The sequence below is a fragment of the Streptomyces sp. NPDC051183 genome (genome assembly GCF_040682455.1).
Lineage (GTDB): Bacteria > Actinomycetota > Actinomycetes > Streptomycetales > Streptomycetaceae > Streptomyces.
In genome coordinates this window covers 57380-79006 of sequence record NZ_JBFBBA010000039.1, presented here as the reverse complement: position 1 = coordinate 79006, position 21627 = coordinate 57380, and the positions used below count along the sequence as shown (strand labels likewise).

Below are 21627 nucleotides of genomic sequence, written 5' to 3'. Positions count from 1 at the left end.
TCCGTCCGCTCCCGCCGACCCGCCCCCACCCCCCCGCTCGGCCCCCCCGCCCTGGGGGCTCAGGGCGGCCCCGGGCCGGGCGCGGCCCCTCCTCCGCCAGACACCCCCTAGTGCTGTGGCCGACACGGTGAACCTTCCCGACCACAGCACCAGACGACGGGCCCGGCCGCGCCCGCGGCCAGGGCGGCCTCCCCGTGGCTCACCGTCTCCCACGCCACGAACAGGTCGTCCGTCCCCGCCGGCCGCGTCTTCTCGACCAGCTCGCGGGTGTACGGGAGTTCCGCGCCCGTCCGCACGGGTGGCGGAAGACCACGTCGGCCGCGGTGGTGGCCCGGGCCCGGCCGTCGGGCACCGCACAGGCTGCGAGGAGCAGGCCTACCGCGAGGAGCGCGCCGAGGAGTCCGAGACCGAGTCGCTTCGATGCGTTCTTGGCTGACACCCCATCACGCCTGCCCCGCGCCCCGCCGGCCCCACCGCCGATCGGGCCCTTCGGCCTGCGGGCCCGCCCGAACGGCAGGCCTCAGGCGGGGACGAAGGCGCAGCGGCGCATGACGTCGTCGAGGGAGAGTCCGAGGGCCTCGGCGAGGGCGGCGACGGTGAAGAAGGCGGGGGTGGGCGCCCGGCCGGTCTCGATCTTGCGCAGGGTCTCGGCGGAGAGCCCGGCGCCGGCCGCGACCTCGACCATGCTGCGGGCGCCGCGGGCCTCGCGGAGCAGGGCGCCGAGCCGCTCGCCGCGCTCGCGCTCTTCGGGGGTGAGGGGGGTACGGACCATGCCGCCATCCTACCCCCTCCCCCAATAACTATCCCGGTAAAGTTATACCGGTATAGTTATTGGAATGGTGGAACTGAAGACAGAACAGTCGATCGAAGAGATGCGCGCCGCCGGCCGGGTGGTCGCCCGCGCCCTGGCCGCCGTACGGGAGAGCGCGCGGGTCGGGGTCTCCCTGCTGGAGCTCGACGCGGCGGCCCGTGCCGTCCTGCGCGAGGCCGGCGCCTCCTCCCCCTTCCTCGGATACCGGCCGGAGTTCGCGCCGGTGCCCTTCCCCGCGGTGATCTGCGCCTCGGTCAACGACGCGATCGTGCACGGCATCCCCGGCGCATACCGGCTGCGCGACGGCGACCTCGTCAGCATCGACATCGGGGCGGAGCTGAACGGCTGGGTCGGCGACGCCGCCGTCAGCTTCACCGTCGGCCGGCCCAGCCCGGCGGACCTGCGGCTGATCGGCACCGCCGAGGCGGCCCTCGCCGCCGGCATCGCCGCCGCCGTGCCCGGCAACCGCATCGGCGACATCGCCCACGCCGTCGGCACCGTCTGCCGCGCCGCCGGATACGGCATCCCGGACGGCTTCGGCGGCCACGGCATCGGCCGCACCATGCACGAGGACCCGGGCGTCCCCAACGAGGGCCCGCCGGGACGCGGCATGAAGCTGCGCCCCGGCATGGTCCTGGCGATCGAGCCGATGCTGATCGCGGGCGGCACCGACGACTACGCCTGCGACCCCGACGGCTGGACCCTGCGCACCACCGACGGCACCCGCGCCGCCCACGCGGAACACACGGTGGCCATCACCCCGAAGGGCCCCCGCATCCTCACCGCCCTCTAGTACCGGCCGTCAGTACCTGCCGTGCGGGTGGACCACCATGGCCGAGCCGCCGCCGCGGCGGGTGGGTTCGGCGGCGGCGAGCCAGCGGCCGTCCGGCAGGCGCTGGACACCGGTGGCCGCGCCGATCTCCGGGTTCTGGCGGAAGCCCTGGCCGAGGGCCTCCAGTTCGGCCCGGAGCGGGCTGTTCCACAGGCCCGGCTCCAGCTCGGTCGTCGTCTGGTTGCGCTGGCTGGCCCGCGGCGCGGCGATGGCGTCGCCCAGCGGAAGGCCCCGGTCCAGGTGCCCGAGCAGGGTCTGGAGCACGGTGGTGATGATGGTGGCGCCGCCCGGGGAGCCCACCGCGAGGACCGGCCGCCCGTCCTCCAGCACGATGGTCGGGGACATCGACGAGCGCGGCCGCTTGCCCGGGCCGGGCAGGTTCGGGTCCGGTACGCCGGGGGCGGCCGGGGCGAAGGAGAAGTCGGTCAGCTCGTTGTTGAGCAGGAAGCCGCGGCCCGGGACGGTGATCGCGCTGCCGCCGGTGGACTCGATGGTCAGGGTGTACGAGACCACGTTGCCCCAGCGGTCGGCCACCGTCAGGTGCGTGGTGTTCTCCCCCTCGTACGTGGTCGGGGCCGCCTGCCCGGTGTTCCCGCAGGGCACCGGCTCGCGCGGATTGCCCGGCGCCAGCGGGCTGGTCAGCGCCCGGGCCGGGTCGATGAGGCACCCGCGCGTGTCGGCGTACCGCTGGGAGAGCAGCTCCCGGGTCGGGACGGACTCGGCCGCCGGGTCGCCGACCCAGCGGCCGCGGTCGGCGAAGGAGATCCGCGAGGCCTCGATGAAGCGGTGCAGGTACTGCGTCTCGGACAGCTTCGAGACGTCGGTGCGCTCCAGGATGTTCAGCGCCTCGCCGACGGTGGTGCCGCCGGAGGAGGAGGGCGCCATGCTGTAGACGTCCAGGCCGCGATAGCTCACCCGGGTCGGGGCCTGCCGCTTGGTCCCGTACGTACGCAGGTCCTCGGCGGTCAGGTCGCCGGGGCGCACGTTCCGGGTGGCCGCCGGGTTCACCGGGGGTTTGCGGACGGCGCCGACGATGTCCTCGGCGATCGGCCCGCGGTAGATCGCGGCCGGTCCCTTGCGGCCGATCTCGGCGTAAGTGGCGGCGAGGTCGGGGTTCTTGAAGGTGGAGCCGACGACGGGGAGGGCGCCGCCCGGCAGGAACAGCTGCGCCGTGGCCGGGAAGTCCTTGAACCGGTCCTGGTTGAGCTCCGTCTGGGCCCGGAAGGTGCTGTCGACGGTGAATCCGTCGCGCGCCAGCTTCTCGGCGGGCTTCAGGAGCGTGCGCAGCGGGCGTGTGCCCCAGGAGTCGAGTGCGCTCTGCCAGGTGGCCGGGGTGCCGGGGACGCCGACGGCGCGGCCACTGGTCTGGCCCTCGGCGAACGGGATGGGGACGCCGTTCTCCTGGAAGAGGGTGGCCGTGGCCGTCGCGGGCGCGGTCTCCCGGCCGTCGATGGTCTGTACGCGGCGGGACTTGGCGTCGTAGTAAACGAAGTAGCCGCCCCCGCCGATCCCGGCGGAGTAGGGCTCGGTGACGCCGAGCGCGGCCGCCGTCGCGACGGCGGCGTCCACGGCGTTGCCACCCGAGCGCAGCACGGCGATGCCGGCCGCGCTGGCGTCGGCGTCGACGCTGGCGACGGCCCCGCCGTGGCCGACGGCGACCGGGACCTTGGCGGGGGCGGGGGCCGCCTGGGGCGGGGCCGCCGCACCGGTGGCGACGAGCGCGGCGGCGAGCGCGAGCAGGGGTAACGTGCGGGCGGCGGGACGGTGCATCCGGACCTCCAGTCGCGGCCTGCCGGACCGTGCGTCAGGCCTAGGCTCGGCACTGTAACTTCCGTGCACCCCCCGCGTCAGGAGCACCTGCTCCGGGCTACCATCCGGGCCATGAACGACGACGTGCGCAACATCGTGCTCGGGGTGGTGGCGACGGCCGTCAGCGGTGGTTTCGGGTGGTTCACGCGGACGTACCTGTGGCGCCGCGCGCTGCGCCGCAAGCAGGCCTTCTTCGGGCTGCCGACCGGGTCCGACTGCCTGTTCGTGGTCAACCGCCAGATGGGCGGGACCGATTCCTCCTTGCACCGCAACGACGCCTTCGCGCTGCTGGAGATATCCGCCCTGATCAAGGACTGCGGGGCGAACGTCCAGATCGTCACGCACGACACGGCCCGCCAGGGCTTCGGCGAGCGGGCCGAGTTCTGTGTCGGCGGGCCCGTTTCCAACGCCCGTACGACGGCGCACCTGATGTCCATGCTGCCGGGGGTGCGGGTCGACGTCTCGTCCGAGCCGGGTCCGGACCGCGGGTCGATCGGCGTCGGCGGGGAGACGTACCGCTGGGAGAAGGGCACGGTCGAGTACGTGCTGCTGGCCCGGTTGACGGCGGGTCCGCGGACCCGGCCGGTGTTCCTGCTGTCGGGGCAGACCGCCAACAGCAACCAGGCCGCGGCCCGTTACCTGGCGCGGCACCACGAGCAGCTCGCCCGGAAGTACGGCAACGACTCCTTCTGCATCATGCTGAAGGTCGTCAACTCCGATGCCTACGGACCGGACGTGACGGAGCTGGTCGCGGACGTCACGCGGGCGGCCCGGACACCCGCAGCGGCAGCCGTGTGATGCCGTTGATGAAGTTGGAGACCAACCGGCGCGGTTCCCCGGCGAGTTCGGGGACGGGCATGGCGGCGCACCACTCCTCGTAGAGCGTGCGCAGCTGGAGCCGGGCGAAGTGGGCGCCGAGGCAGACGTGCGGGCCGTCGCCGAAGGAGACGTGCGGGTTGGGCGCGCGGCCGAGGTCCAGGCGCCCCGGGTCGGTGAAGACGCGCTCGTCGTGGTTGGCGGAGGCGTGGAAGACCACCACCTTGTCCCCGGCCCGGATCCGCTGCCCGGCCAGCTCGGTGTCGGCGGCCGCGGTGCGGCGGAAGCTGAGCACCGGCGGGTGGACGCGCAGGAGTTCCTCCACGGCCCGGTCCACCGGGGCGCGTCCCCGGGCGAGTTGCCGGTACGCGTCCGGGGTGCGGGCCAGCGCGAGCAGGCCGCCGGGCGCGGCGGAGCGTACGGTGTCGTTGCCCGCGACGGTGAGCAGGAAGAAGAACATCTCCAGCTCGGCCGGCTCCAGCGGGGCGAGCGCGAGGGCGGTCATGACGTCCTCGCCGGGGTGGGCCCGCTTGTACGCGGCCAGTTCCCGGGCGTACCCGAACATCTCGCCGAGCAGGGCCGGGGAGCGCGGGTTGAGCGGTTTCCCGTCGGGGCCGGCCGGCGGGGCCGGGGCGTCCTCGGGGTCCTGGTAGCCGATGACCCGTACCGTCCAGTCGAGCAGCAGCCCGCGGTCGGCGGCCGGGATGCCCAGCAGGTCGGTGAGGTTCAGCAGTGCGTACTCGTCGGTGACGGTGCGCACCAGGTCGGCGGTCCCGCCCTCGGCTCCGTCGCGGGCCGCGCGCAGCAGCGTACGGGCCCGCTCGCGGACCCGGCCGGCGAAGGCGTCCACGCGCGCCGGGGTGAAGGCGCGGGAGACGAGCCGGCGCAGCCGCCCGTGGTCCGCGCCGGCCCCGCCGGGGTCCTGGTTGAGCATGGTGCGCCGCAGGAACGGCAGGTCGGCGGGGTCGGGGTCGCGGATCTGGGTGGCGCCGAGCCAGGAGGAGTACGCGCGGTGGTCGCGCAGGACGCGTACGACGTCGGCGTGCCGGGTGACGGCCCAGAAGCCGGGACCGGCGGGCCAGCCCAGGACCTCGGGTTCGGGCTGCCAGGCCACCGGGCGCGTGTCGCGCAGCAGGCGGTAGCGCGCGTGGGGGACGCCCCCGGCGTAGAGGCGCGGGTCGAAGACGTCGGGGGCGTCGGGGACATCGGAGGCTTCGGAAACTTCGGCGGCGTCCGCGGCGTGGTCCATGGGGCCACGGTGACCGCGCTGTGCCCCGGCGGCAAGACGGCGTGCGGCTCTAGTGCGGTTCTGGTGCCGCGTCGGGCAGCGACGGGCAGCGACGGGCAGCGACGGGCAGCGACGGGCAGCGACGGGCGAACGCTGCCTGACGCGGCACTACCCCTTGAGGTCGCACTGGGCGGGGCCGAGGCTGGTGTCGGTGCCCGTCACGGTGACGGGGCTGATGGTGCCGGGGACCACGGCGAAGGCCAGGGTGCACACCACCTGGCGGCGGGCCAGTTCGGACAGGCGGCTCACGGCGAAGGGGAACCTCGCCGTCACCCCGTCGGTCGGCGAGTACTCGACGGCCAGCTGATCCGGGTTCAGCTCGGCCGGCGTCGGCAGCGCGGTGGTGATGCCCGCCTCGCGCGCCGTGTTGGTGGGGCCGGCCAGCAGGGCCGTCAGGAGCTGGGAGGAGTCCACTCCGGCCAGCAGCGGGTACGGGGCCAGCCGGCTGCCTTCCGCGGAGACGAAGTAGAGGACGGGACCGCTGGTGGCGCCGGGTACCTGCACGGTCGCGGCGTCACCGCTGTCGATCACCCCGGTGGGTTTGATCCCGCAGCCGACCAGCAGCAGCATGCCGGCCAGCGCGGCCGCCGCGGCGGCGGACAACGCCTTCGTCCGGGTCACGCGCCGGCCTCCAGGGGCATGTCGATGGTGAAGACGGCTCCCGCGGCTCCTCCGGCGGCCCCGGCGACCCCCGGGGCGGTGCCGTTGGCCGCACGCAGGGTGCCCCCGTGCAGGCGTACGTTCTCCAGGGTGATGGCGAGCCCGAGGCCGCTGCCGGCGGAGCGGGTGCGGGCCGCGTCGGCCTTGAAGAAGCGGTCGAAGATGTGCGGCAGCACCTCGGGGGCGATGCCGGGCCCGCTGTCGGCCACCTCGACGAGCAGGCGCTCGCCGTCCGGCCGCGGTTCGGTCCGTACGGCGATCCGCACCGGGGCGCTTCCGTGCCGCAGGGCGTTGCCGACGAGGTTGGCGAGGACCACGTCGAAGCGGCGGGGGTCGAGCCGGGCGCGGACCCCGTGCGGCAGGTCGGTGACGACGCGGTCGTCGTCCCAGTGCCGGCGTTCCAGGGTCTTGCCCACGGCCTCGGCGATGTCCACGTCGTCGAGGTTCAGTTCGGCGGCCCGGGCGTCGAAGCGGGAGATCTCCATGAGGTCCTCGACGAGCACGGCGAGTTTGCCGGTCTCGGCGCTGATCAGGCGCAGGGCCTTGGCGGTGTCGGGATCGAGGTGCTCGGCGTCCTCGTCGAGCACCTCGGTGACGGCGAGCATCCCGGCGAGCGGGGTGCGCAGTTCGTGGGAGACGTCGGCGGCGAAGCGGCGGGCCCGGACCTCGGCCTCCCGGAGCTCGCTCACCGACTGTTCGAGGGCGCGGGCCGTCTCGTTGAAGGTGCGGGCGAGTCCGGCGAGTTCGTCGGCGCCCCGGACCTCGATACGGGTGTCGAGGCGGCCCCGGCCCAGCCGCTGGGCGGCCCGGCGCATCTCCCGTACCGGCCGCAGCACGCTGCGCGCGGCCAGCAGGGCCGGGATGACGGCGATGGCGAGGCCGGGTACGGCGCCCTGCTGGGCGGCATCGACCATGGCCTCGACGGTCCGCCTCTCGTCGATCAGCGGCATGCTGGCGAAGAAGACGGCCCCCGTGGGCTCGCTCACTCCCGCGTGGGTGAAGACGGCCGCCACGCCCACGGTGAGGTACGGGGTGCCGCTGCGGTCGTCGACGCGCTGGAAGGCCCCGTGCTGGTTGTTGCGCACCTTCGCGCGGAGTTCGTCGGTGATCACGGTGGAGGTGGGCTGGGCGAAGTTGGAGGAGACCCGCAGGGTGCCGTACTCGGCGAAGACGTTCCACGGGTGGGGTTTGCCCCGCTTCGCGAGGTCGACGACGATCCGCTTCAGCTCCTGCTGGTCGACGGGCAGGTGGATGGCCTGCTGCTCGACCTGGTCGCGCAGGGTGCTGACGGCGGTGTCCTGGCTCTGCCTGAGGACCGCGGTGCGCGCCTGCTGGTAGGTGAGCGCGGCCGTGGTCACGGCGCAGATCGCGGCGACCAGCAGGAAGGCCGCGATCAGCCGGGTGCGCAGGCCCAGGGGGGCTATTCGTCTCACCACGCCTACAGGGGGCCGAAGCGGTAGCCGAAGCCGCGCACGGTCTGGATGTAGCGCGGGCCCGCGTCGGGGTCCTCGATCTTGTGGCGCAGCCGGCGGACGCAGGCGTCCACGAGCCGGGCGTCGGCGTGGTAGCTGTGCTCCCACACGTACTCCAGGAGCTGCTGGCGGGAGAAGACCTGCTCGGGCGAGGCCGACAGGTGCAGCAGGAGCTTGAGCTCGCTGGGGGCCAGCGCGATGCGCTCGCTGTTCTTGGCGACGGTGAGCCCGGAGCGGTCGATGGCGAGTTCGCCGTGGAACTCGACCTCGGGGCGGCCGACCGAGGTGTCGCTGAGGCGGCGCAGCACCGCCTTGATCCGGGCCTCGATGACCTCGGTGCGGGCGGGCTTGACGATGTAGTCGTCGGCGCCGGCCTCCAGGCCGACGACTATGTCGAAGTCGTCGCCGCGCGCGGTCAGCATGATGATCGGTACCTGACTGGTCTCGCGTATTCGGCGGCAGACCTGGACGCCGTTCATGCCCGGCAGCATGAGGTCGAGAAGGACCAGCTCGGGGTGGAAGCCGGCCATCAGGGCGAGTCCGTCCTCACCGGTCTCGGCGGCGCTCACCTCGTGGCCGCGGCGGCGCAGGCCGAGGCCCACCCCCTCCCGGATGGAAGGGTCGTCCTCGATCAGCAGTACGCGTGGCATCCGGTCAGTATCCCAGCATGTTCCGTGGCTCTCCTCAGGCTTACGGCCGGTCTTCGGCGGGCCCCCGGCCCACCCTGCGCCGCAGGGAGTCGAGCAGGTCGGTGATCTCCGTCAGGCGCAGCGGCCCGGCGAGGAGGACGACGACGACCGCGAGGGCGACGGTTCCCGCCCCGACCGCGGCGAAGTTCCCGAATCCGTCGGCGGCGCGCGCCGCGGCGTACCCGGCGGCCGCCGCGGGAACGCAGGCGATCAGCAGCCGGACGTGGGTGCGCAGGGCCGTGGCCCGGCGCTCGGTACGGGTCCCGGTGCGCGGGCCGAGCCGCCGGGCGAGGGCGTACGCGGTCACGGCCGCGCCCGCGAACAGTGCCACGGAGTACGCCGCGGCCATGCCGGTGACCGCCCAGCGCGCGGGCAACAGCAGGTACGCGGCGGCCGAGAGCGCAGTGTTCAGGGCGGCGATGACCAGGTTCAGGAAGAACGGGGTCCGGGTGTCGGACAGCGCGTAGAAGCCGCGCGAGAGGACGTACTGCGCGGAGAAGGCGATCAGGCCGGGCGCGAAGGCGATGAGCATGCCCGCCATGACCTCGATGTCGGCGGCGCCGGTGCGCCCGTACTCGAAGACGCTGCCCATCACCCAGGGGGCGAGGGCGGCGAAGAGCGCGGCGGCGGGGACCACGAGGGCGGCGCTGGAGCGCAGCGCGTACGAGACGTCCCGGCGCAGCGCACCGAGCTCGCCGTCGGCGGCGGCGGCGCTCATCCGCGGCATCAGGGCGGTGACCAGGGAGACGGTGATGATGCCCTGCGGGACGATCCACAGCTGGTAGGCGTTGCTGTAGGCCGTGTAACCGGCGCCGCCCGCGAGGCCCAGTTCGGCGGCGTGCCGTCCGGTGGTGGTGGAGAGCCGGGTGACGACCCAGTAGGCGATCTGGTTGGTGAGGACGAGCATCACCAGCCATCCCGCGTTGCGCAGCGGGCGGCCGAGGCCGCTGCCGCGCCAGTCGAAGCGGGGGCGCCAGCGGAAGCGGGCGGCGCGCAGCGAGGGGATCAGGGCGAGGGCCTGGATGACGATGCCGGCGGTGGTGCCGAGGCCCAGGAGCCGGGTCTCGCCGGCCGTCAGGCCGTCCGCCGCATCGTGGGAGACGTAGAGGAAGAGCCCGAAGACGCCGATGATCACGAGGTTGTTGAGGACCGGGGTCCACATCATCGCGCCGAACCGGCCGCGGGCGTTCAGCACCTGGCCGAGGAGGGTGAACAGGCCGTAGAAGAGGATCTGCGGCAGGCAGTACCGGGCGAGGGCGACGGTGGTGCTCGCCTGGGCCCCGCTGTAGTCGGTGTACGCCGAGACGATCAGCGGGGCGGCCAGCACGGCGACCGCGGTGAGCGCGACGAGTGCGACGGTGCAGGCGGTGAGCAGCCGGTCGGTGTACGCGGAGCCGCCGTCCCGGTGTTCCCGGGCGGCCTTGACCAGCTCGGGCACGAAGACGGCGTTGAGGGCGCCGCCGATGAGGAGCATGTACAGGATGTTCGGGACGGTGTTGGCGACGGCGTAGCTGTCGCCGAGCAGTCCGGTGCCCAGTGCGGCGACGACGACCGCGGAGCGGACGAAGCCGGTGGCGCGCGAGACGATGGAGCCGGCGGCCATGAGCGCGCCGCTGCGCAGCACCGAGGTCTTGCCCGGTGCTGCGCCCTGTCCGGCCGAGGGGCCCGTCTCGGCCGGTCTGGTGTCGGTCGTGGTCACCGGCGGGCCAGGTACGCCTGGAACGCCTTGTAGAGCGCCGTGTTGGCGTATCCGTCCATCGGGGTCTCCCACTCGCCGAGCGTTTCTACGACCTGTCCGCCGGTGCCGAGCTTCCAGCGCAGCAGCCCGAAGGATCGGTCGTCGGGGTCGAGGGTGGAGGGTACCCCGCGCATGTCGTATTCGTCCGCTCCGAGGGCATGTGCGTCACACATCATCCGCCACTGCAGGGCGTTGCTGGGGCGGACCTCGCGGCGGTGGTCGGCGGAGGCGCCGGTCTGGTACCAGACCCTGCGGCCGGCCACGATCATGGTGTGGGCGGCGAGGATCTCGCCCCCGTGGATGCCCAGGTAGAGGCGCATCCGGCCGGGCTCCTCGGCGTTGAGGACCTCGTACTGACGCTGGTAGTACTCCAGGGAGCGGCCGAGCCGGAAGCCGTCGCGCTCCTCGGTGATGCGCAGCAGCCGGTAGAACTCGGGCAGGTCGGCGGCGGTGCCGAGGACCGTCTCGACTCCGGACTTTGTGGCCTTTCGCACATTGCGCCGCCACTCCTGGTTCAGACCGGACCACAGGTCGTCGAGAGAGCGGCCGGCCAGCGGTACGCGGAAGACGTGGCGGGGCTGGGCGTCGCCGTCGTCCTCGCCGCCGCAGCGCTTCCAGCCGCGGGTGCGCAGGCGGTCGGCGAGGGCCGCGCCGACGGGGTCGACCTCGGTGGCGAGCACGTCGGACAGCTGGCGGCCGGGTCCGGTGCCGGCCTTGACGGCGGCGGCGTCCCAGCGGCGGTAGGCGGGCGTGGGACCTATGCGGACGGCGAAGGCCCCGGCGCCCTTCAGGTGGCGCATGAGCGGGGTCAGCCACTGGTCGATCTGCGGGTCGGCCCAGTCCGCGACGGGCCCTTCGGGCAGGTAGGCGAAGTATTTGCGGGTGCCCGGGAATTGGCGATAGAGAACGAGCGCGGCACCGGCCATCCGCCCGCTCGGGTAGTGCCATCCGACCCTTTCCGAGCGCCAAAGGTCCTTCACCTGGGCCCAGGAGGGGTACTGGAGGAAACTCGCCCTCCCGTGCCGCGAAAGGAATCCCTGGTATTCCGAGACGGACAGGGAACGCACCTTCAGCTCCTGGTCCTGGTGCCGCTGGGTGGGGTTCACGAGCAGTGCACACACGGCTGATCGGCCTTCCTGTACGTCCGGAACGGGGGATGCACAGGACTCTCACAGGTGTCCATGACCGATGTGAGCGGCGATTGTGACCGGACGATGACCGTTTCGCTGCGGTCCATGTCACAACCGAAAGGACGAACTCTTCCGCGGATTCTGCAACCTAGAGTCGTACCGTTCGCATCTACATTTGCGAACGATCATTACTTGGAGGGGTTTTCGTTGAGCCGCACACGCCGTACCGCACTGCCGCGCCGCCGGAGCCGCCACGTCCTGGTGGCGGGCACCGCACTTCTGGCCGCCGCTCTGACCGCCTGCGGCGGCGGTTCGGGGGCCGCGGACAACGGGTCCAAGTCGGAGATGAAGCCGAAGCAGAAGCCCGACATGGCGATATCCGTGAACCTCACGGGCGATCAGGTCAAGGCGGGCGAGCCGGTCAAGGTGACGATCGCCGACGGCAAGCTGGCGCTGGTGAAGGTGACGGACGCCAAGGGCGGGGAGCTGGCGGGCCAGATATCCGCCGACGGCAAGACCTGGACCTCCGAGCGCAACGCCTCGCCGGGCACCGACTACAAGGTCGAGGCGCAGAACACCGACAGCCAGAACGCGGCCGCGCAGTTCAAGACCGGCGCCGCCGACAAGGTGAACAAGGTCTCGATCAACGTGCCCAAGGGCAGCACGGTGGGCGTGGCCATGCCCGTCTCGCTCGTCTTCGACAACCCCGTCAAGAACAAGGCCGAGGTCGAGAAGCAGCTCAAGGTCACGACCTCGAACAACACCGAGGGCTCCTGGGGCTGGTTCAAGGACTACTCCGGCAAGGACCGGGTGGACTGGCGGCCGAAGGAGTACTGGAAGTCGGGCACCGACGTGAAGGTCGACATGAACCTGAACGGGGTGGACTCGGGCCAGGGCGGCGGCCTCTTCGCCCGCGACTACACCACCGAGTTCAAGATCGGCAAGGACCGCCGGATGGAGGTCAGCCTCGACACGAAGAAGATGTCGGTGTCCGAGGACGGCCAGGTGGTCAAGACGATCCCCGTCTCGGCGGGTACGCCGGGCGGCCAGAAGGCCTCCTGGTCCGGGAAGATGGTGCTGATGTCGAAGGAGGGCACCATCCGGATGGACTCCCAGACGGTGGGCCTGGGCGACTCCTACGACAAAATGGTCGACTACTCGATGCGGCTGACCTGGTCGGGCATGTACGTGCACGCGGCGCCGTGGAACACCGCGAACTTCGGCCGCGCCAACACGAGCTCCGGCTGCGTGGGCATGAGCGACGCCAACGCCGCGGACTTCTACGGGCAGGTGCAGGTCGGCGACCCGTTCGAGGTCGTCGGCAGCGGCTCGAAGGGCAATGCCCCGCTCGGCAACGGCTACGGCGAGTGGAACAAGTCCTGGGACGAGTGGAAGCAGCTGAGCGCGCCGGCCGGCGGCGGCGCCCAGACCGGCTGACCTCGACCGATCTCGACCGGCCTCGACTGACTTTCGTTCAATCGTTACCAGCGCGTAACTTACTGATGGGTTACCTCCGGTAAGCCCCTCCCGTTACCGTCGGGTCACTTTGACACCCGGCGCACGCGAGGAGCGATTGATGGTCCGCACCACCGTCCGCACCACCACGACAGCGGCGTTGGCCGCCGTGCTGGCCGCAGCCGCCCTGGGCCTGGCCCCCCACCAGGCCCAGGCGGCGCCCACGGCCGCAGCCTCCACTGCCTCCGCCGCCCCCGCCGAACTGCGCTTCCACGACATCCCCGGCTCCGGCGGCATCACGCTCAAGGGCAACGTCTTCACCCCCGCCGGCGCCGAGCCCGGCCGCACCTACCCGGTGATCGTGCTCCCCACCAGCTGGGGCATGCCGCAGATCGAATACATCGCCCAGGCCAAGAAGCTCGCCGACTCCGGCTACGTCGTGGTCAGTTACACCTCCCGCGGCTTCTGGCTCTCCGGCGGCGAGATCGAGACGGCCGGGCCGAAGGACATCGCCGACGTCTCCGCCGTCATCGACTGGGCCCTCGCCAACACCCCCGCCGACCCGGACCGCATCGGCCTGGGCGGGGTCTCGTACGGCGCCGGGATCAGCCTGCTGGCCTCCGCGCACGACGCGCGCATCAAGGCCGTGGTCGCGCTCAGCGGCTGGGCCGACCTGATCGAGTCCATCTACTCCGGCCGCACCCAGCACCTCCAGGCCGCCGGGCTGCTCGGCGCCGCCGGCTGCCTCACCGGCCGCCCCGGCCCCGAACTCCAGCGGATCCTCGGCGACTTCCTCGGCTCGAACCTGGACCGGGAACAGCAGATGATCGACTGGGGCAAGCAGCGCTCGGCCTCCGAGCAGGTCGACCGGATCAACGCCAACGGCGCCGCGATCATGCTCGGGAACGCCTGGGGCGACACCATCTTCCCGCCCAACCAGTACGCGAAGTTCTTCGAGAGGCTGACCGGCCCCAAGCGCCTGGAGTTCCGCCCCGGCGACCACGCCACCGCCGAGGGCACCGGCCTGCTGGGCCTGCCCAACGACACCTGGACCAACGCCCACCGCTGGTTCGACCGCTACCTCAAGGGCGACCGCAACGGCGTGGACACCGAGGCCCCGGTGCAGATCAAGTCCCGCAGCAACGCCGGCTACGAGGGCTACGCCGACTGGCGGTCGGTCGGCTCCGGCGGCGCCGAGAGGCTCGCCCTCGCCGACAGCGAGCACCTCTTCGCCAATGTCGACTCCGGCGCCGACGGCGGGATCGTCCTCCTGTCCAACGTCCTCGACCAGTTCGCCAAGGCTCCCCCGATCGCCTCCATCCCCCTCCTCCCCCGCGCCTTCGCCGCCGTCTGGCAGTCGCAGCGCTACGACGAGGAGCGCCGGGTGCGCGGCACGGTGAAGCTGCACACCACCGTCACGCCCACCAAGGCGGACGGCACCTTCGTCGCGTACCTCTACGACGTCGGCCCGCTCGGCATCGGCAAGCTGGTCACCAACGCCCCGTACACCTTCCACGGCAAGACCCCCGGCCAGTCCTTCGGCGTGGACCTGGAGCTCTTCTCCACCGCCTACGACGTGCCCGCGGGGCACCGGCTCGCCCTGGTCGTCGACACCGTCGATCCGCTCTACATCGAGCACAACCCGACCGGCGCGCAGCTGACCTTCTCCTCGCCTCGCACCGATCCGAGCTACGTCTCGGTGCCGCTGCGCGAGCAGTGATCCACGGCTGCTGCCGGGCGGGGTGGCTCTCGGAGCTACAGGAGGGTGCCCGGCAGCACCGTGCCCGGTTCGGCCGGGGCGACGTCGACCGCCTCGGTCTTGGGATTGCGCCGCTGCCGCCGGGCCACCCAGGTGGCGAACCAGGACAGGAGCATGCACATCCCGATGTAGATCGGGGAGATGATCATCACGACGGGGATGAACGGCAGGTCGTAGTCGAGGTTCGAGGCGATCAGCTTGCCCGCGTGCAGGAACTCCTCGTAGGTGATCAGGAAGCCCAGCGAGGTGTCCTTCAGCGCCACCACCAGCTGGCTGATGATGGTGGGCATCATCGCCCGGACCGCCTGCGGGGCGAGGACGTGGGTCATCACCTGGGTCTTGCGCATGCCCAGGGCGTACGCGGCCTCGCGCTGGCCCTTCTCGACCGAGTTGACGCCCGTGCGGAAGACTTCCGCGAGCACCGAGCCGTTGTACAGGGTCAGGCCCGCGACCAGCGCGGGCAGCGGCTGCACCTTCAGCGCGACGAAGATGAAGAAGATCATCACCAGCACCGGCATGGCCCGGAAGAACTCCACGCACAGCGTCGCCAGCCAGCGCAGCGGCCGGTGGACCGACAGCCGGCCCGTGGCGAGCACCGCGCCGAGCACGATCGAGAGCACCGAGGCGTACGCGAAGGCCTTGAGGGTGTTCCACAGGCCCTTGAGCAGCAGTTCCTGGATGCCCTCGTACTCGAAGGGGCGCCACTTGGCGGCGGTGAACTGGTGGGTGTCGAAGAGCAGGTACAGGAGCCAGGCGACGAGGGCGAGGATCACCACCGTCGAGGCGATGCCGTACAGGAAGTGGCGCCGCTGGGCCCGGGGTCCGGGGAGGTCGTAGAGGGCGGTGGACTCCAGGTCACCGTGGAGCGCGTGCGCGGTCATCGGGCGACTCCGAAGCGCTTCTCCAGCACGTTGAAGACCGCGCTGATGGACAGGGTGATGATCAGGTACCCGACGGCGATCCAGACGAAGGTCCAGATGATGCTGTAGCCCAGCTCGTTGAGCGTCTTGTAGGTGCCCAGCAGCTCGGTGACGCTGAAGGCGCCCGCGATCGCCGAGTTCTTCGCGAGGGCGATCAGCGTGGAGCCGATGGGCGGGATCACCGAGCGGAAGGCCTGCGGGAGCACCACCGTGCCCAGTGTCTGCCCGAAGGACATGCCGAGGCTGCGGGCCGCCTCGCCCTGGCCCTTGGGCACCGTATTGATGCCGGAGCGCAGGGCCTCGCAGATGAAGGCGGAGGTGTAGCAGCCGAGCGCGAGCACCGCGAAGAGCTGGAAGGGCAGCACGAGCCCGAAGCGCGGCAGGCCCAGCAGGACGGCGAAGAAGAGGAGGGTCAGCGGGGTGTTGCGGAGCACGGCGACCCACACGGTGCCGAAGACGCGGAAGGAGCCGACGGGGGCCACGCGGAAGGAGGCCATCAGGAATCCGAGGACCAGGGCGACGAGCGAGGCGTAGACCGTCAGCTCGACGGTGCCGAGGAAGCCCTTTCCGTAGAGCGAGAAGTTGTTGGTGAGTACGTCCATGGCGGTGCGCTCTCCCCTCAGCCCGCCGGGTAGCGGTCGATGGCGGGCGGTTTCGGGGCCGGCACGCCGGACAGGCCGAGCGTGGCCTCGAAGGCCTTCTTCCAGTTGCCGTCCTTCTCGTTCTTCTCCAGGGCGTCGTCGAGTGCGAAGCGCAGGGCGTTGTCGGCGCGCGGGACGCCGATGCCGTAGGGCTCCTCGGAGAAGGCCTTGCCGACCACCTTGAGCTCCTCGGGGACCTTGGCGGCGTAGCCGAGGAGGATGGAGTCGTCGGTGGAGACGGCGTCCACCTGGTAGGTCAGCAGGTTGTCGACGCAGACCGAGTAGGTGTCGTAGGCGACCAGGACGGCCCGGGGGAACTCCTTCTGGAGCCGCTGGTAGGGGGTGGAGCCGGCGGCCGAGCAGACCTTCTTGCCGGCGAGGTCCTCGGGGCCCTTGATGTCCTTCTCGTCCTTGCGCACGAGCAGCGACTGTCCGGCCAGGAAGTACGGGCCGGCGAAGCCGACCTGCTTCTTGCGGTTGGCGTTGATGGTGTAGGTGCCGACGTAGTAGTCGATCTGGCCGTTCTGCAGGGCCGTCTCGCGGTTGGCGGAGGCGATGGTCTTGAACTCGATCGTCTTGGGGTCGAAGCCGAGGGAGGCCGACATCATCTTGGCGATCTCGATGTCGAAGCCGGAGTAGCGGCCGCTCGCGGGGTCCTTCTCCCCCATGTACGGCTGGTCCTCCTTGGCGCCGACCACGAGGTGGCCGCGGCGCTTGGCCTTCTCCCAGGTGCGCGAGTCGGGCAGCCGGAAGCCGGTGTCGACCTTGTACACCGGCAGGTCCTCGGGCTGGGGGCCCTTGACCGGGGGGCTGCCGGACTTTCCGCAGCCGGTGAGGGCGCCGAGGAGCGCGAGGGCGAGGAGGCAGGCGGGCAGGAGCGGGCTGCGTGTGCGGGTCATCGGGCCGGCCTCCTCAGTGCTTGAGGATCTTGGAGAGGAAGTCCTTGGCCCGGTCGCTCTCGGGGGCGGTGAAGAACTCCTCGGGGGTCCGGTCCTCGACGATCCTTCCGTCGGCCATGAACACGACGCGGTTGGCCGCGGAGCGGGCGAAACCCATCTCGTGCGTGACCACGACCATGGTCATGCCCTCGGTGGCGAGCTGCTGCATGACCTCCAGCACCTCGTTGATCATCTCAGGGTCGAGCGCGGAGGTGGGCTCGTCGAAGAGCAGCGCCTTGGGGTTCATGGCGAGGGCGCGGGCGATGGCCACGCGCTGCTGCTGGCCGCCGGAGAGCTGGGCGGGGTACTTGTCCGCCTGGCCGGCGAGGCCGACCCGCTCCAGGAGTTCCCGGGAGCGCTTGTCGGCCTCTTCCCGCTTGCGCTTCCTGACCTTGATCTGGGCGAGGGAGATGTTGGCGAGGACCGTCTTGTGCGCGAAGAGGTTGAAGGACTGGAAGACCATCCCGACCTCGGCGCGCAGCTCGGCCAGCTCCTTGCCCTCTGCGGGGAGCGGGCGTCCGTCGAGGGTGATCGTGCCCGACTCGATGGTCTCCAGCCGGTTGATGGTCCGGCAGAGCGTGGATTTGCCGGAGCCGGAGGGGCCGATGACCACCACCACCTCCCCGCGGCCGACGGTGAGGTTGATGTCTTGGAGGACGTGCAACTGTCCGTAGTGCTTGTTGACGTTCCGCAGCTCGATCAACGGATCGACGGCCATAAGCTGCCCTGCCCACTTGTCGGTGTGTCGAGGTCAGCGCAAACTATCCAGCCGGGAAGGGCACTTCGCCACGACACGCCCTAAAGGCCACATAAAGCCCACGGGGGTGGTGGGATCAGCCCTCCGAGGCCTCGGCGTAGGCCTGGCTCAGCTCCGGCGATCCCGTCATGGCCCACGAAACCCCCGACTCCACCACGTTCAGCTCGCGCCCCGAGGCCAGTCGGATCATCGGCTGACCGTTGGGCCAGACCTGCCAGGCACTGCCCGGGATGGTCCGGATGATCACGGTCCCGAGGTAGAAGCCCGCGTCGTTGCCGAGCCACGGCACCACCTCGGGGTCCCGGCGCCAGCGCGGCATCAGCTGGTCGAGCGCCTCCAAGGAGGCCGGGCTCCCGTCGAGTTCCAGCCCGGCCCTCCTCGCCTGGTCGCGCAGCATCTCGCACTCGGAGAACAGCTCGTTGACGCCCTCGGGATCATCCGCGAGGGCGGCGGCGAGCCCCGCACCCAGTTCCGTTTCGTGCCGGTTCAGCCAGTTGGCCAGGAAAGGGATGTTCATACCGCCCAGCCTGGCACCAGGATCCCCCGCTGGCCACAGGACGCGCCTGGATCGGCCGGCGGGGATCCACGGCCCCGGGAAAGATCCGGAAGGGAAGGGTCAGACGCGGTCGAGGTCGAGGTCCACGACGACCGGCGCGTGGTCGGAGGCACCCTTGCCCTTGCGCTCCTCGCGGTCGACGTACGCGTCGGTGACGGCCTTGGTGAACGGCGCGTTGCCGTAGACCAGGTCGATGCGCATGCCCCGGTTCTTCGGGAAGGCGAGCATCCGGTAGTCCCAGAAGGTGTACGGACGGTCGTACTTGAGCGGTCGCGGCATGACGTCGGAGAGCCCCGCGGTCCGCAGCGCCTCCAGGGCGGCCCGCTCGGCCGGGGTGACGTGGGTGGCGCCCGCGAAGACCGCCGGGTCGTAGACGTCCTCGTCGGTCGGGGCCACATTGAAGTCGCCGAGCACGGCGAACGGCCGCGGGCCGGCCGCGTCTTCCGCGACCGCGGCGGCGAGGGAGCGGAACCAGTTCAGCTTGTAGCCGTAGTGGTCGTGCTCGACCTCGCGGCCGTTGGGCACGTACACCGACCAGACGCGCACCCCGCCGCAGGTGGCGGAGATCGCGCGGGGCTCCTGCACGCCCTCGTAGTCCGGGCCGTCGGGCAGCCCGAGCATCACCTCGTCCAGGCCCACCCGGGAGATCAGCGCCACGCCGTTCCACCGGCCGGTGGCATTGACGGCCGCCTCGTAGCCCAGCTCGCGCAGCTCGGCGTGCGGGAACTGCTCGGCGGAGCACTTGGTCTCCTGGACGCACAGGACGTCGGTGCCGGAGCTCTCCAGCCAGGCCAGCAGGCGCGGCAGCCGGGCGGTGATCGAGTTGACGTTGAACGTGGCGATACGCATGCATCCCAACCTACCGCCCGGCACCGACAGTCACAGGTTCGTGGAGTCCCCCGCGGTGAGTCGGCTGTGGTCGGCGCCCGAGAGGGCGTCCAGGGAGGCGTCGTAGATGGGCCGGGCGATGTCGGAGAGGTAGGCGTCGTGGATGTCGATGGCCCGGCGCGGCTTGACCTCGCGGACGTAGTCGATCACCTCGGAGACCTTGTTCCAGGGCGCGTGCACCGGGATCATCAGCGTGTCCACCGGGGCCCCGGGCACGGTCAGCGCGTCCCCGGGGTGGAAGAGCGAACCTTCCACGAGGTAGCCGACATTGGTGACCCGCGGGAAGTCCGGGTGGATCACCGCGTGCAGTTCTCCGTGCACCTGGACGTCGAAGCCGGCGGCGGTGAAGGCGTCTCCTTGCCCCACGGTGTGCACCCGGCCCGGATAGGCGGGGCCGATCCGCTCGGCGACGCTGCGCAGCGTCCACAGCGCGGCCGCCGGGTTCGCGTCGAGGGCGGCCCGCAGGCGGCCCTCGTCGAAGTGGTCGGGGTGCTCGTGCGTGACCAGCAGGACGTCGGCCCCCAGGCCCGCGTCGGATTCGCTGAAGACGCCCGGGTCGATGACGAGCACGCGCCCGTCCTTCTCCAGTTGGACGCAGGAGTGCAACCGCTTCGTGAGCTTCATGATCCCAGGCTAGTCACCGAACCCGGCGGATCAAGGAGAACGGGTTCCGCCGTTCACGGAGGGCCGTCTACGGGATCGCGGTGGAGACCACGTACACCCTGGGGTTGTCCGGGTCGGTCAGGTCCACGGTGATGTCCCGCGTGGGCCGGGGGTTCTCCGGGTCCAGGGTGGTCCCGTACCAGGAGTGCTTCGGGCTCCAGCTCCAGCCGGCGACGGCGGCGTCGTGCGCGGAGATCGAGACCCCGCGGGTCAGCTCGGCCCGGCTGGAGCCGACGTCGTCGAGGAAGTCCTCCAGCTGGGCCGGGGTCACCGCGAACTGCACGTACAGCCGGCTGGTGTGCCAGTTGTTGGTCTCCAGGAACCCGACCCGCCAGGCCTTCGGCGGGATGGGGACCTCGTAGATGCTGCGCTGCACCTTCGACGGCCAGGCCGTGCGCACCTTGGCGGCGCCGACCTTGGCGGCCTTGTCGCGTCCGCTCTGGCGGCTCTGCTGCGCGGAGACGGCCAGGTAGCCGGCCGGGACTCCGACCAGCAGCAGGATGATGATCGCGGTGACCCAGCGGCGCCGGACGACGTGCTTGCGGTCCTCGGCGGGCCGCTGCGCGGCGGCGCCGTCGTCCGGTGCGGAGGCCTGGCGGGGCAGCATGGGGGGCGGTGTCACTGCTGGTCCTGATCCTTGGGGTCCGTGGTGCCGGCCGGGCCGGTGGCGCCCTGCCGGCCCAGCTGCGCGTACCGCTCGTACCGCTCGACGCGCCGGCGCGTGGCGCGGCGGAAGCGGCGGGCGACGAGCCGGGAGAGGTCGGCGGCGCCGACCATGCCGGCCTCCGGGCCGAGCTGGGCCTTGGCGATACGGGCCTCGGGGCGGTAGCCACGGCCGGTGAGGTGGCGCCGGAAGGCCTCCCGGGCGGGGCCGATCAGCAGGTCGTCGGCGGCGCTGACGCCGCCGCCGATGACGAAGCACGACGGGTCGAGGGCGGCGGCGAGGTTGGCGATGCCGACGCCGAGCCACTGGCCGATGTCCTGGAGGAGCTCGACGCACATGGCGTCGCCCTCGCGGGCCAGCTCGGTGATGAGCGGCCCGGTGATCTCGTGGACGTTGCCGCCGACCCTGGCGATGATGTTGTACGCGACCGGGGAGTCGGCGGCGGCCAGCTCGCGGGCCTCGCGGACCAGGGCGTTGCCGGAGCTGTACTGCTCCCAGCAGCCGCGGTTGCCGCAGGGGCAGCGGTGGCCGCCGGGGACGACCTGCATGTGCCCGAACTCGCCGGCCACCCCGTAGCGGCCGCGTTTGACCTGGCCGCCTTCGAGGATGGCCCCGCCGATGCCGGTGCCGAGCGTGATCATGACGAGGTGGTCCTCGCCGCGCCCGGCACCGAAGCGCCATTCGGCCCAGGCCGCGGTGTTGGCATCGTTGTCGACCATGACGGGGACCGCGAGCCGGGACTGGAGGGCGTCGCGCAGCGGCTCGTCGCGCCAGGCCAGGTGCGGGGCGAAGAGCACGCGGGAGCGGTCGGCGTCGACCCAGCCGGCGGCGCCGATGCCCACGGCGTGCACGTCGTGCCGGTCGGAGAGGTCGAGGACCAGCTCGACGATGGTGTCCTCGACGACCTTGGGGCTCTTGGACTTGTCCGGGGTCTCGGTCCGGATCTTCTCCAGGATGACGCCGTCGGCGTCGACGACGCCGGCCATCACCTTGGTGCCGCCGATGTCGATGCCGACGGTCGGGACGCGCGGGGCGGTCAGGTGCGACCGGCGCTCACGGGTCCCGATGGTCCGCAGGACGGTGCCTCGCGCCGACCCCCGGTGGGCGAGCGTGAAGTCCCGGTACGTGCTCATCGAGTCGT

General features: G+C 71.7%; 21 protein-coding genes. 4 read left to right on the top strand and 17 right to left on the bottom strand.

Annotated elements, in window-relative coordinates; all coding sequences use genetic code 11:
• Positions 1-520 precede the first annotated feature (520 nt).
• Positions 521-772 (bottom strand): helix-turn-helix transcriptional regulator, encoded by a 252-nt coding sequence (locus tag AB0M99_RS29280; RefSeq protein ID WP_365925631.1) that lies wholly within the window; start codon positions 770-772, stop codon positions 521-523.
• A gap of 64 nt (positions 773-836) precedes the next feature.
• Between AB0M99_RS29280 and map the strand changes: the two genes are divergently transcribed.
• A complete protein-coding gene (gene map, locus AB0M99_RS29275) occupies positions 837-1604 on the top strand; it encodes a type I methionyl aminopeptidase (protein WP_365925629.1) in 768 nt (255 codons plus the stop codon).
• Between the two features lie 9 nt (positions 1605-1613).
• Here the strand turns inward: map and ggt are convergent, their stop codons facing one another.
• A complete protein-coding gene (gene ggt / locus AB0M99_RS29270) occupies positions 1614-3413 on the bottom strand; it encodes a gamma-glutamyltransferase (protein ID WP_365925627.1) in 1800 nt (599 codons plus the stop codon).
• A gap of 111 nt (positions 3414-3524) precedes the next feature.
• Between ggt and AB0M99_RS29265 the strand changes: the two genes are divergently transcribed.
• Positions 3525-4250, top strand: a complete 726-nt coding sequence (locus tag AB0M99_RS29265; protein WP_365925625.1) for a hypothetical protein — start codon at positions 3525-3527, stop codon at positions 4248-4250.
• Here AB0M99_RS29265 and AB0M99_RS29260 read toward each other — a convergent pair.
• From AB0M99_RS29260 to AB0M99_RS29235, 6 genes are all read right to left on the bottom strand, one after another.
• Positions 4210-5517, bottom strand: coding sequence for a cytochrome P450 (locus AB0M99_RS29260; protein WP_365925623.1), 1308 nt, complete (start codon positions 5515-5517; stop codon positions 4210-4212). The two genes, AB0M99_RS29265 and AB0M99_RS29260, sit on opposite strands and share 41 nt — an antisense overlap.
• Positions 5518-5664: 147 nt before the next feature.
• Entirely contained in the window at positions 5665-6177 is a 513-nt protein-coding gene (locus tag AB0M99_RS29255) for a hypothetical protein (RefSeq protein ID WP_365925621.1), read from the bottom strand.
• Complete coding sequence (locus tag AB0M99_RS29250) at positions 6174-7649, bottom strand: ATP-binding protein (protein WP_365925648.1); 1476 nt, start codon at positions 7647-7649, stop codon at positions 6174-6176. The genes AB0M99_RS29255 and AB0M99_RS29250 overlap by 4 nt, the downstream gene beginning before the upstream one ends.
• A gap of 5 nt (positions 7650-7654) precedes the next feature.
• Positions 7655-8338, bottom strand: coding sequence for a response regulator transcription factor (locus tag AB0M99_RS29245; RefSeq protein ID WP_365925619.1), 684 nt, complete (start codon positions 8336-8338; stop codon positions 7655-7657).
• Between the two features lie 40 nt (positions 8339-8378).
• Entirely contained in the window at positions 8379-10001 is a 1623-nt protein-coding gene (murJ, locus tag AB0M99_RS29240; protein WP_365925646.1) for a murein biosynthesis integral membrane protein MurJ, read from the bottom strand.
• 71 nt (positions 10002-10072) lie between these two features.
• Entirely contained in the window at positions 10073-11221 is a 1149-nt protein-coding gene (locus tag AB0M99_RS29235; RefSeq protein WP_365925617.1) for a peptidoglycan bridge formation glycyltransferase FemA/FemB family protein, read from the bottom strand.
• A gap of 231 nt (positions 11222-11452) precedes the next feature.
• Here AB0M99_RS29235 and AB0M99_RS29230 point away from each other — a divergent pair, with 231 nt between their 5' ends.
• Both AB0M99_RS29230 and AB0M99_RS29225 read left to right on the top strand, forming a co-directional pair.
• On the top strand, positions 11453-12682 hold the full coding sequence (locus AB0M99_RS29230) for an Ig-like domain-containing protein (RefSeq protein WP_365925615.1): 1230 nt from the start codon (positions 11453-11455) through the stop codon (positions 12680-12682).
• Positions 12683-12821: 139 nt separating this feature from the next.
• Complete coding sequence (locus AB0M99_RS29225) at positions 12822-14420, top strand: CocE/NonD family hydrolase (protein WP_365925613.1); 1599 nt, start codon at positions 12822-12824, stop codon at positions 14418-14420.
• 35 nt (positions 14421-14455) lie between these two features.
• Here the strand turns inward: AB0M99_RS29225 and AB0M99_RS29220 are convergent, their stop codons facing one another.
• The 9 genes from AB0M99_RS29220 to AB0M99_RS29180 form a co-directional block, all read right to left on the bottom strand.
• Positions 14456-15340: an amino acid ABC transporter permease gene (locus AB0M99_RS29220; RefSeq protein ID WP_365925611.1), complete on the bottom strand. Its 885-nt coding sequence runs from the start codon at positions 15338-15340 to the stop codon at positions 14456-14458.
• Positions 15337-15981: an amino acid ABC transporter permease gene (locus AB0M99_RS29215; RefSeq protein WP_365925609.1), complete on the bottom strand. Its 645-nt coding sequence runs from the start codon at positions 15979-15981 to the stop codon at positions 15337-15339. The genes AB0M99_RS29220 and AB0M99_RS29215 overlap by 4 nt, the downstream gene beginning before the upstream one ends.
• Before the next feature lie 17 nt (positions 15982-15998).
• A complete protein-coding gene (locus AB0M99_RS29210; protein ID WP_365925607.1) occupies positions 15999-16919 on the bottom strand; it encodes a glutamate ABC transporter substrate-binding protein in 921 nt (306 codons plus the stop codon).
• A gap of 13 nt (positions 16920-16932) precedes the next feature.
• The gene (locus tag AB0M99_RS29205; protein ID WP_365925605.1) at positions 16933-17676 is read right to left on the bottom strand and encodes an amino acid ABC transporter ATP-binding protein; all 744 of its coding nucleotides are present in this window, start codon (positions 17674-17676) and stop codon (positions 16933-16935) included.
• Positions 17677-17791: 115 nt separating this feature from the next.
• On the bottom strand, positions 17792-18232 hold the full coding sequence (locus AB0M99_RS29200; RefSeq protein WP_365925603.1) for a DUF6278 family protein: 441 nt from the start codon (positions 18230-18232) through the stop codon (positions 17792-17794).
• Between the two features lie 99 nt (positions 18233-18331).
• Positions 18332-19120, bottom strand: coding sequence for an exodeoxyribonuclease III (locus AB0M99_RS29195; RefSeq protein ID WP_365925602.1), 789 nt, complete (start codon positions 19118-19120; stop codon positions 18332-18334).
• A gap of 30 nt (positions 19121-19150) precedes the next feature.
• Entirely contained in the window at positions 19151-19783 is a 633-nt protein-coding gene (locus AB0M99_RS29190; protein ID WP_365925600.1) for an MBL fold metallo-hydrolase, read from the bottom strand.
• Positions 19784-19850: 67 nt separating this feature from the next.
• A complete protein-coding gene (locus AB0M99_RS29185) occupies positions 19851-20429 on the bottom strand; it encodes a hypothetical protein (protein WP_365925644.1) in 579 nt (192 codons plus the stop codon).
• Between the two features lie 11 nt (positions 20430-20440).
• Complete coding sequence (locus AB0M99_RS29180) at positions 20441-21619, bottom strand: ROK family glucokinase (RefSeq protein ID WP_365925598.1); 1179 nt, start codon at positions 21617-21619, stop codon at positions 20441-20443.
• Between the last annotated feature and the right edge of the window lie 8 nt (positions 21620-21627).

Bases quoted from the DNA above. Each gene is read 5' to 3' on its own strand.
- AB0M99_RS29190 (WP_365925600.1), bottom strand. From the start codon at position 19,783: ATGAAGCTCACGAAGCGGTTGCACTCCTGCGTCCAACTGGAGAAGGAC.
- AB0M99_RS29205 (WP_365925605.1), bottom strand. From the start codon at position 17,676: ATGGCCGTCGATCCGTTGATCGAGCTGCGGAACGTCAACAAGCACTAC.
- AB0M99_RS29260 (WP_365925623.1), bottom strand. From the start codon at position 5,517: ATGGACCACGCCGCGGACGCCGCCGAAGTTTCCGAAGCCTCCGATGTC.
- AB0M99_RS29265 (WP_365925625.1), top strand. From the start codon at position 3,525: ATGAACGACGACGTGCGCAACATCGTGCTCGGGGTGGTGGCGACGGCC.
- AB0M99_RS29200 (WP_365925603.1), bottom strand. From the start codon at position 18,232: ATGAACATCCCTTTCCTGGCCAACTGGCTGAACCGGCACGAAACGGAA.
- ggt (WP_365925627.1), bottom strand. From the start codon at position 3,413: ATGCACCGTCCCGCCGCCCGCACGTTACCCCTGCTCGCGCTCGCCGCC.
- map (WP_365925629.1), top strand. From the start codon at position 837: ATGGTGGAACTGAAGACAGAACAGTCGATCGAAGAGATGCGCGCCGCC.
- AB0M99_RS29220 (WP_365925611.1), bottom strand. From the start codon at position 15,340: ATGACCGCGCACGCGCTCCACGGTGACCTGGAGTCCACCGCCCTCTAC.
- AB0M99_RS29280 (WP_365925631.1), bottom strand. From the start codon at position 772: ATGGTCCGTACCCCCCTCACCCCCGAAGAGCGCGAGCGCGGCGAGCGG.
- AB0M99_RS29180 (WP_365925598.1), bottom strand. From the start codon at position 21,619: ATGAGCACGTACCGGGACTTCACGCTCGCCCACCGGGGGTCGGCGCGA.
- AB0M99_RS29210 (WP_365925607.1), bottom strand. From the start codon at position 16,919: ATGACCCGCACACGCAGCCCGCTCCTGCCCGCCTGCCTCCTCGCCCTC.
- AB0M99_RS29225 (WP_365925613.1), top strand. From the start codon at position 12,822: ATGGTCCGCACCACCGTCCGCACCACCACGACAGCGGCGTTGGCCGCC.
- AB0M99_RS29215 (WP_365925609.1), bottom strand. From the start codon at position 15,981: ATGGACGTACTCACCAACAACTTCTCGCTCTACGGAAAGGGCTTCCTC.
- AB0M99_RS29195 (WP_365925602.1), bottom strand. From the start codon at position 19,120: ATGCGTATCGCCACGTTCAACGTCAACTCGATCACCGCCCGGCTGCCG.
- AB0M99_RS29185 (WP_365925644.1), bottom strand. From the start codon at position 20,429: ATGCTGCCCCGCCAGGCCTCCGCACCGGACGACGGCGCCGCCGCGCAG.
- AB0M99_RS29245 (WP_365925619.1), bottom strand. From the start codon at position 8,338: ATGCCACGCGTACTGCTGATCGAGGACGACCCTTCCATCCGGGAGGGG.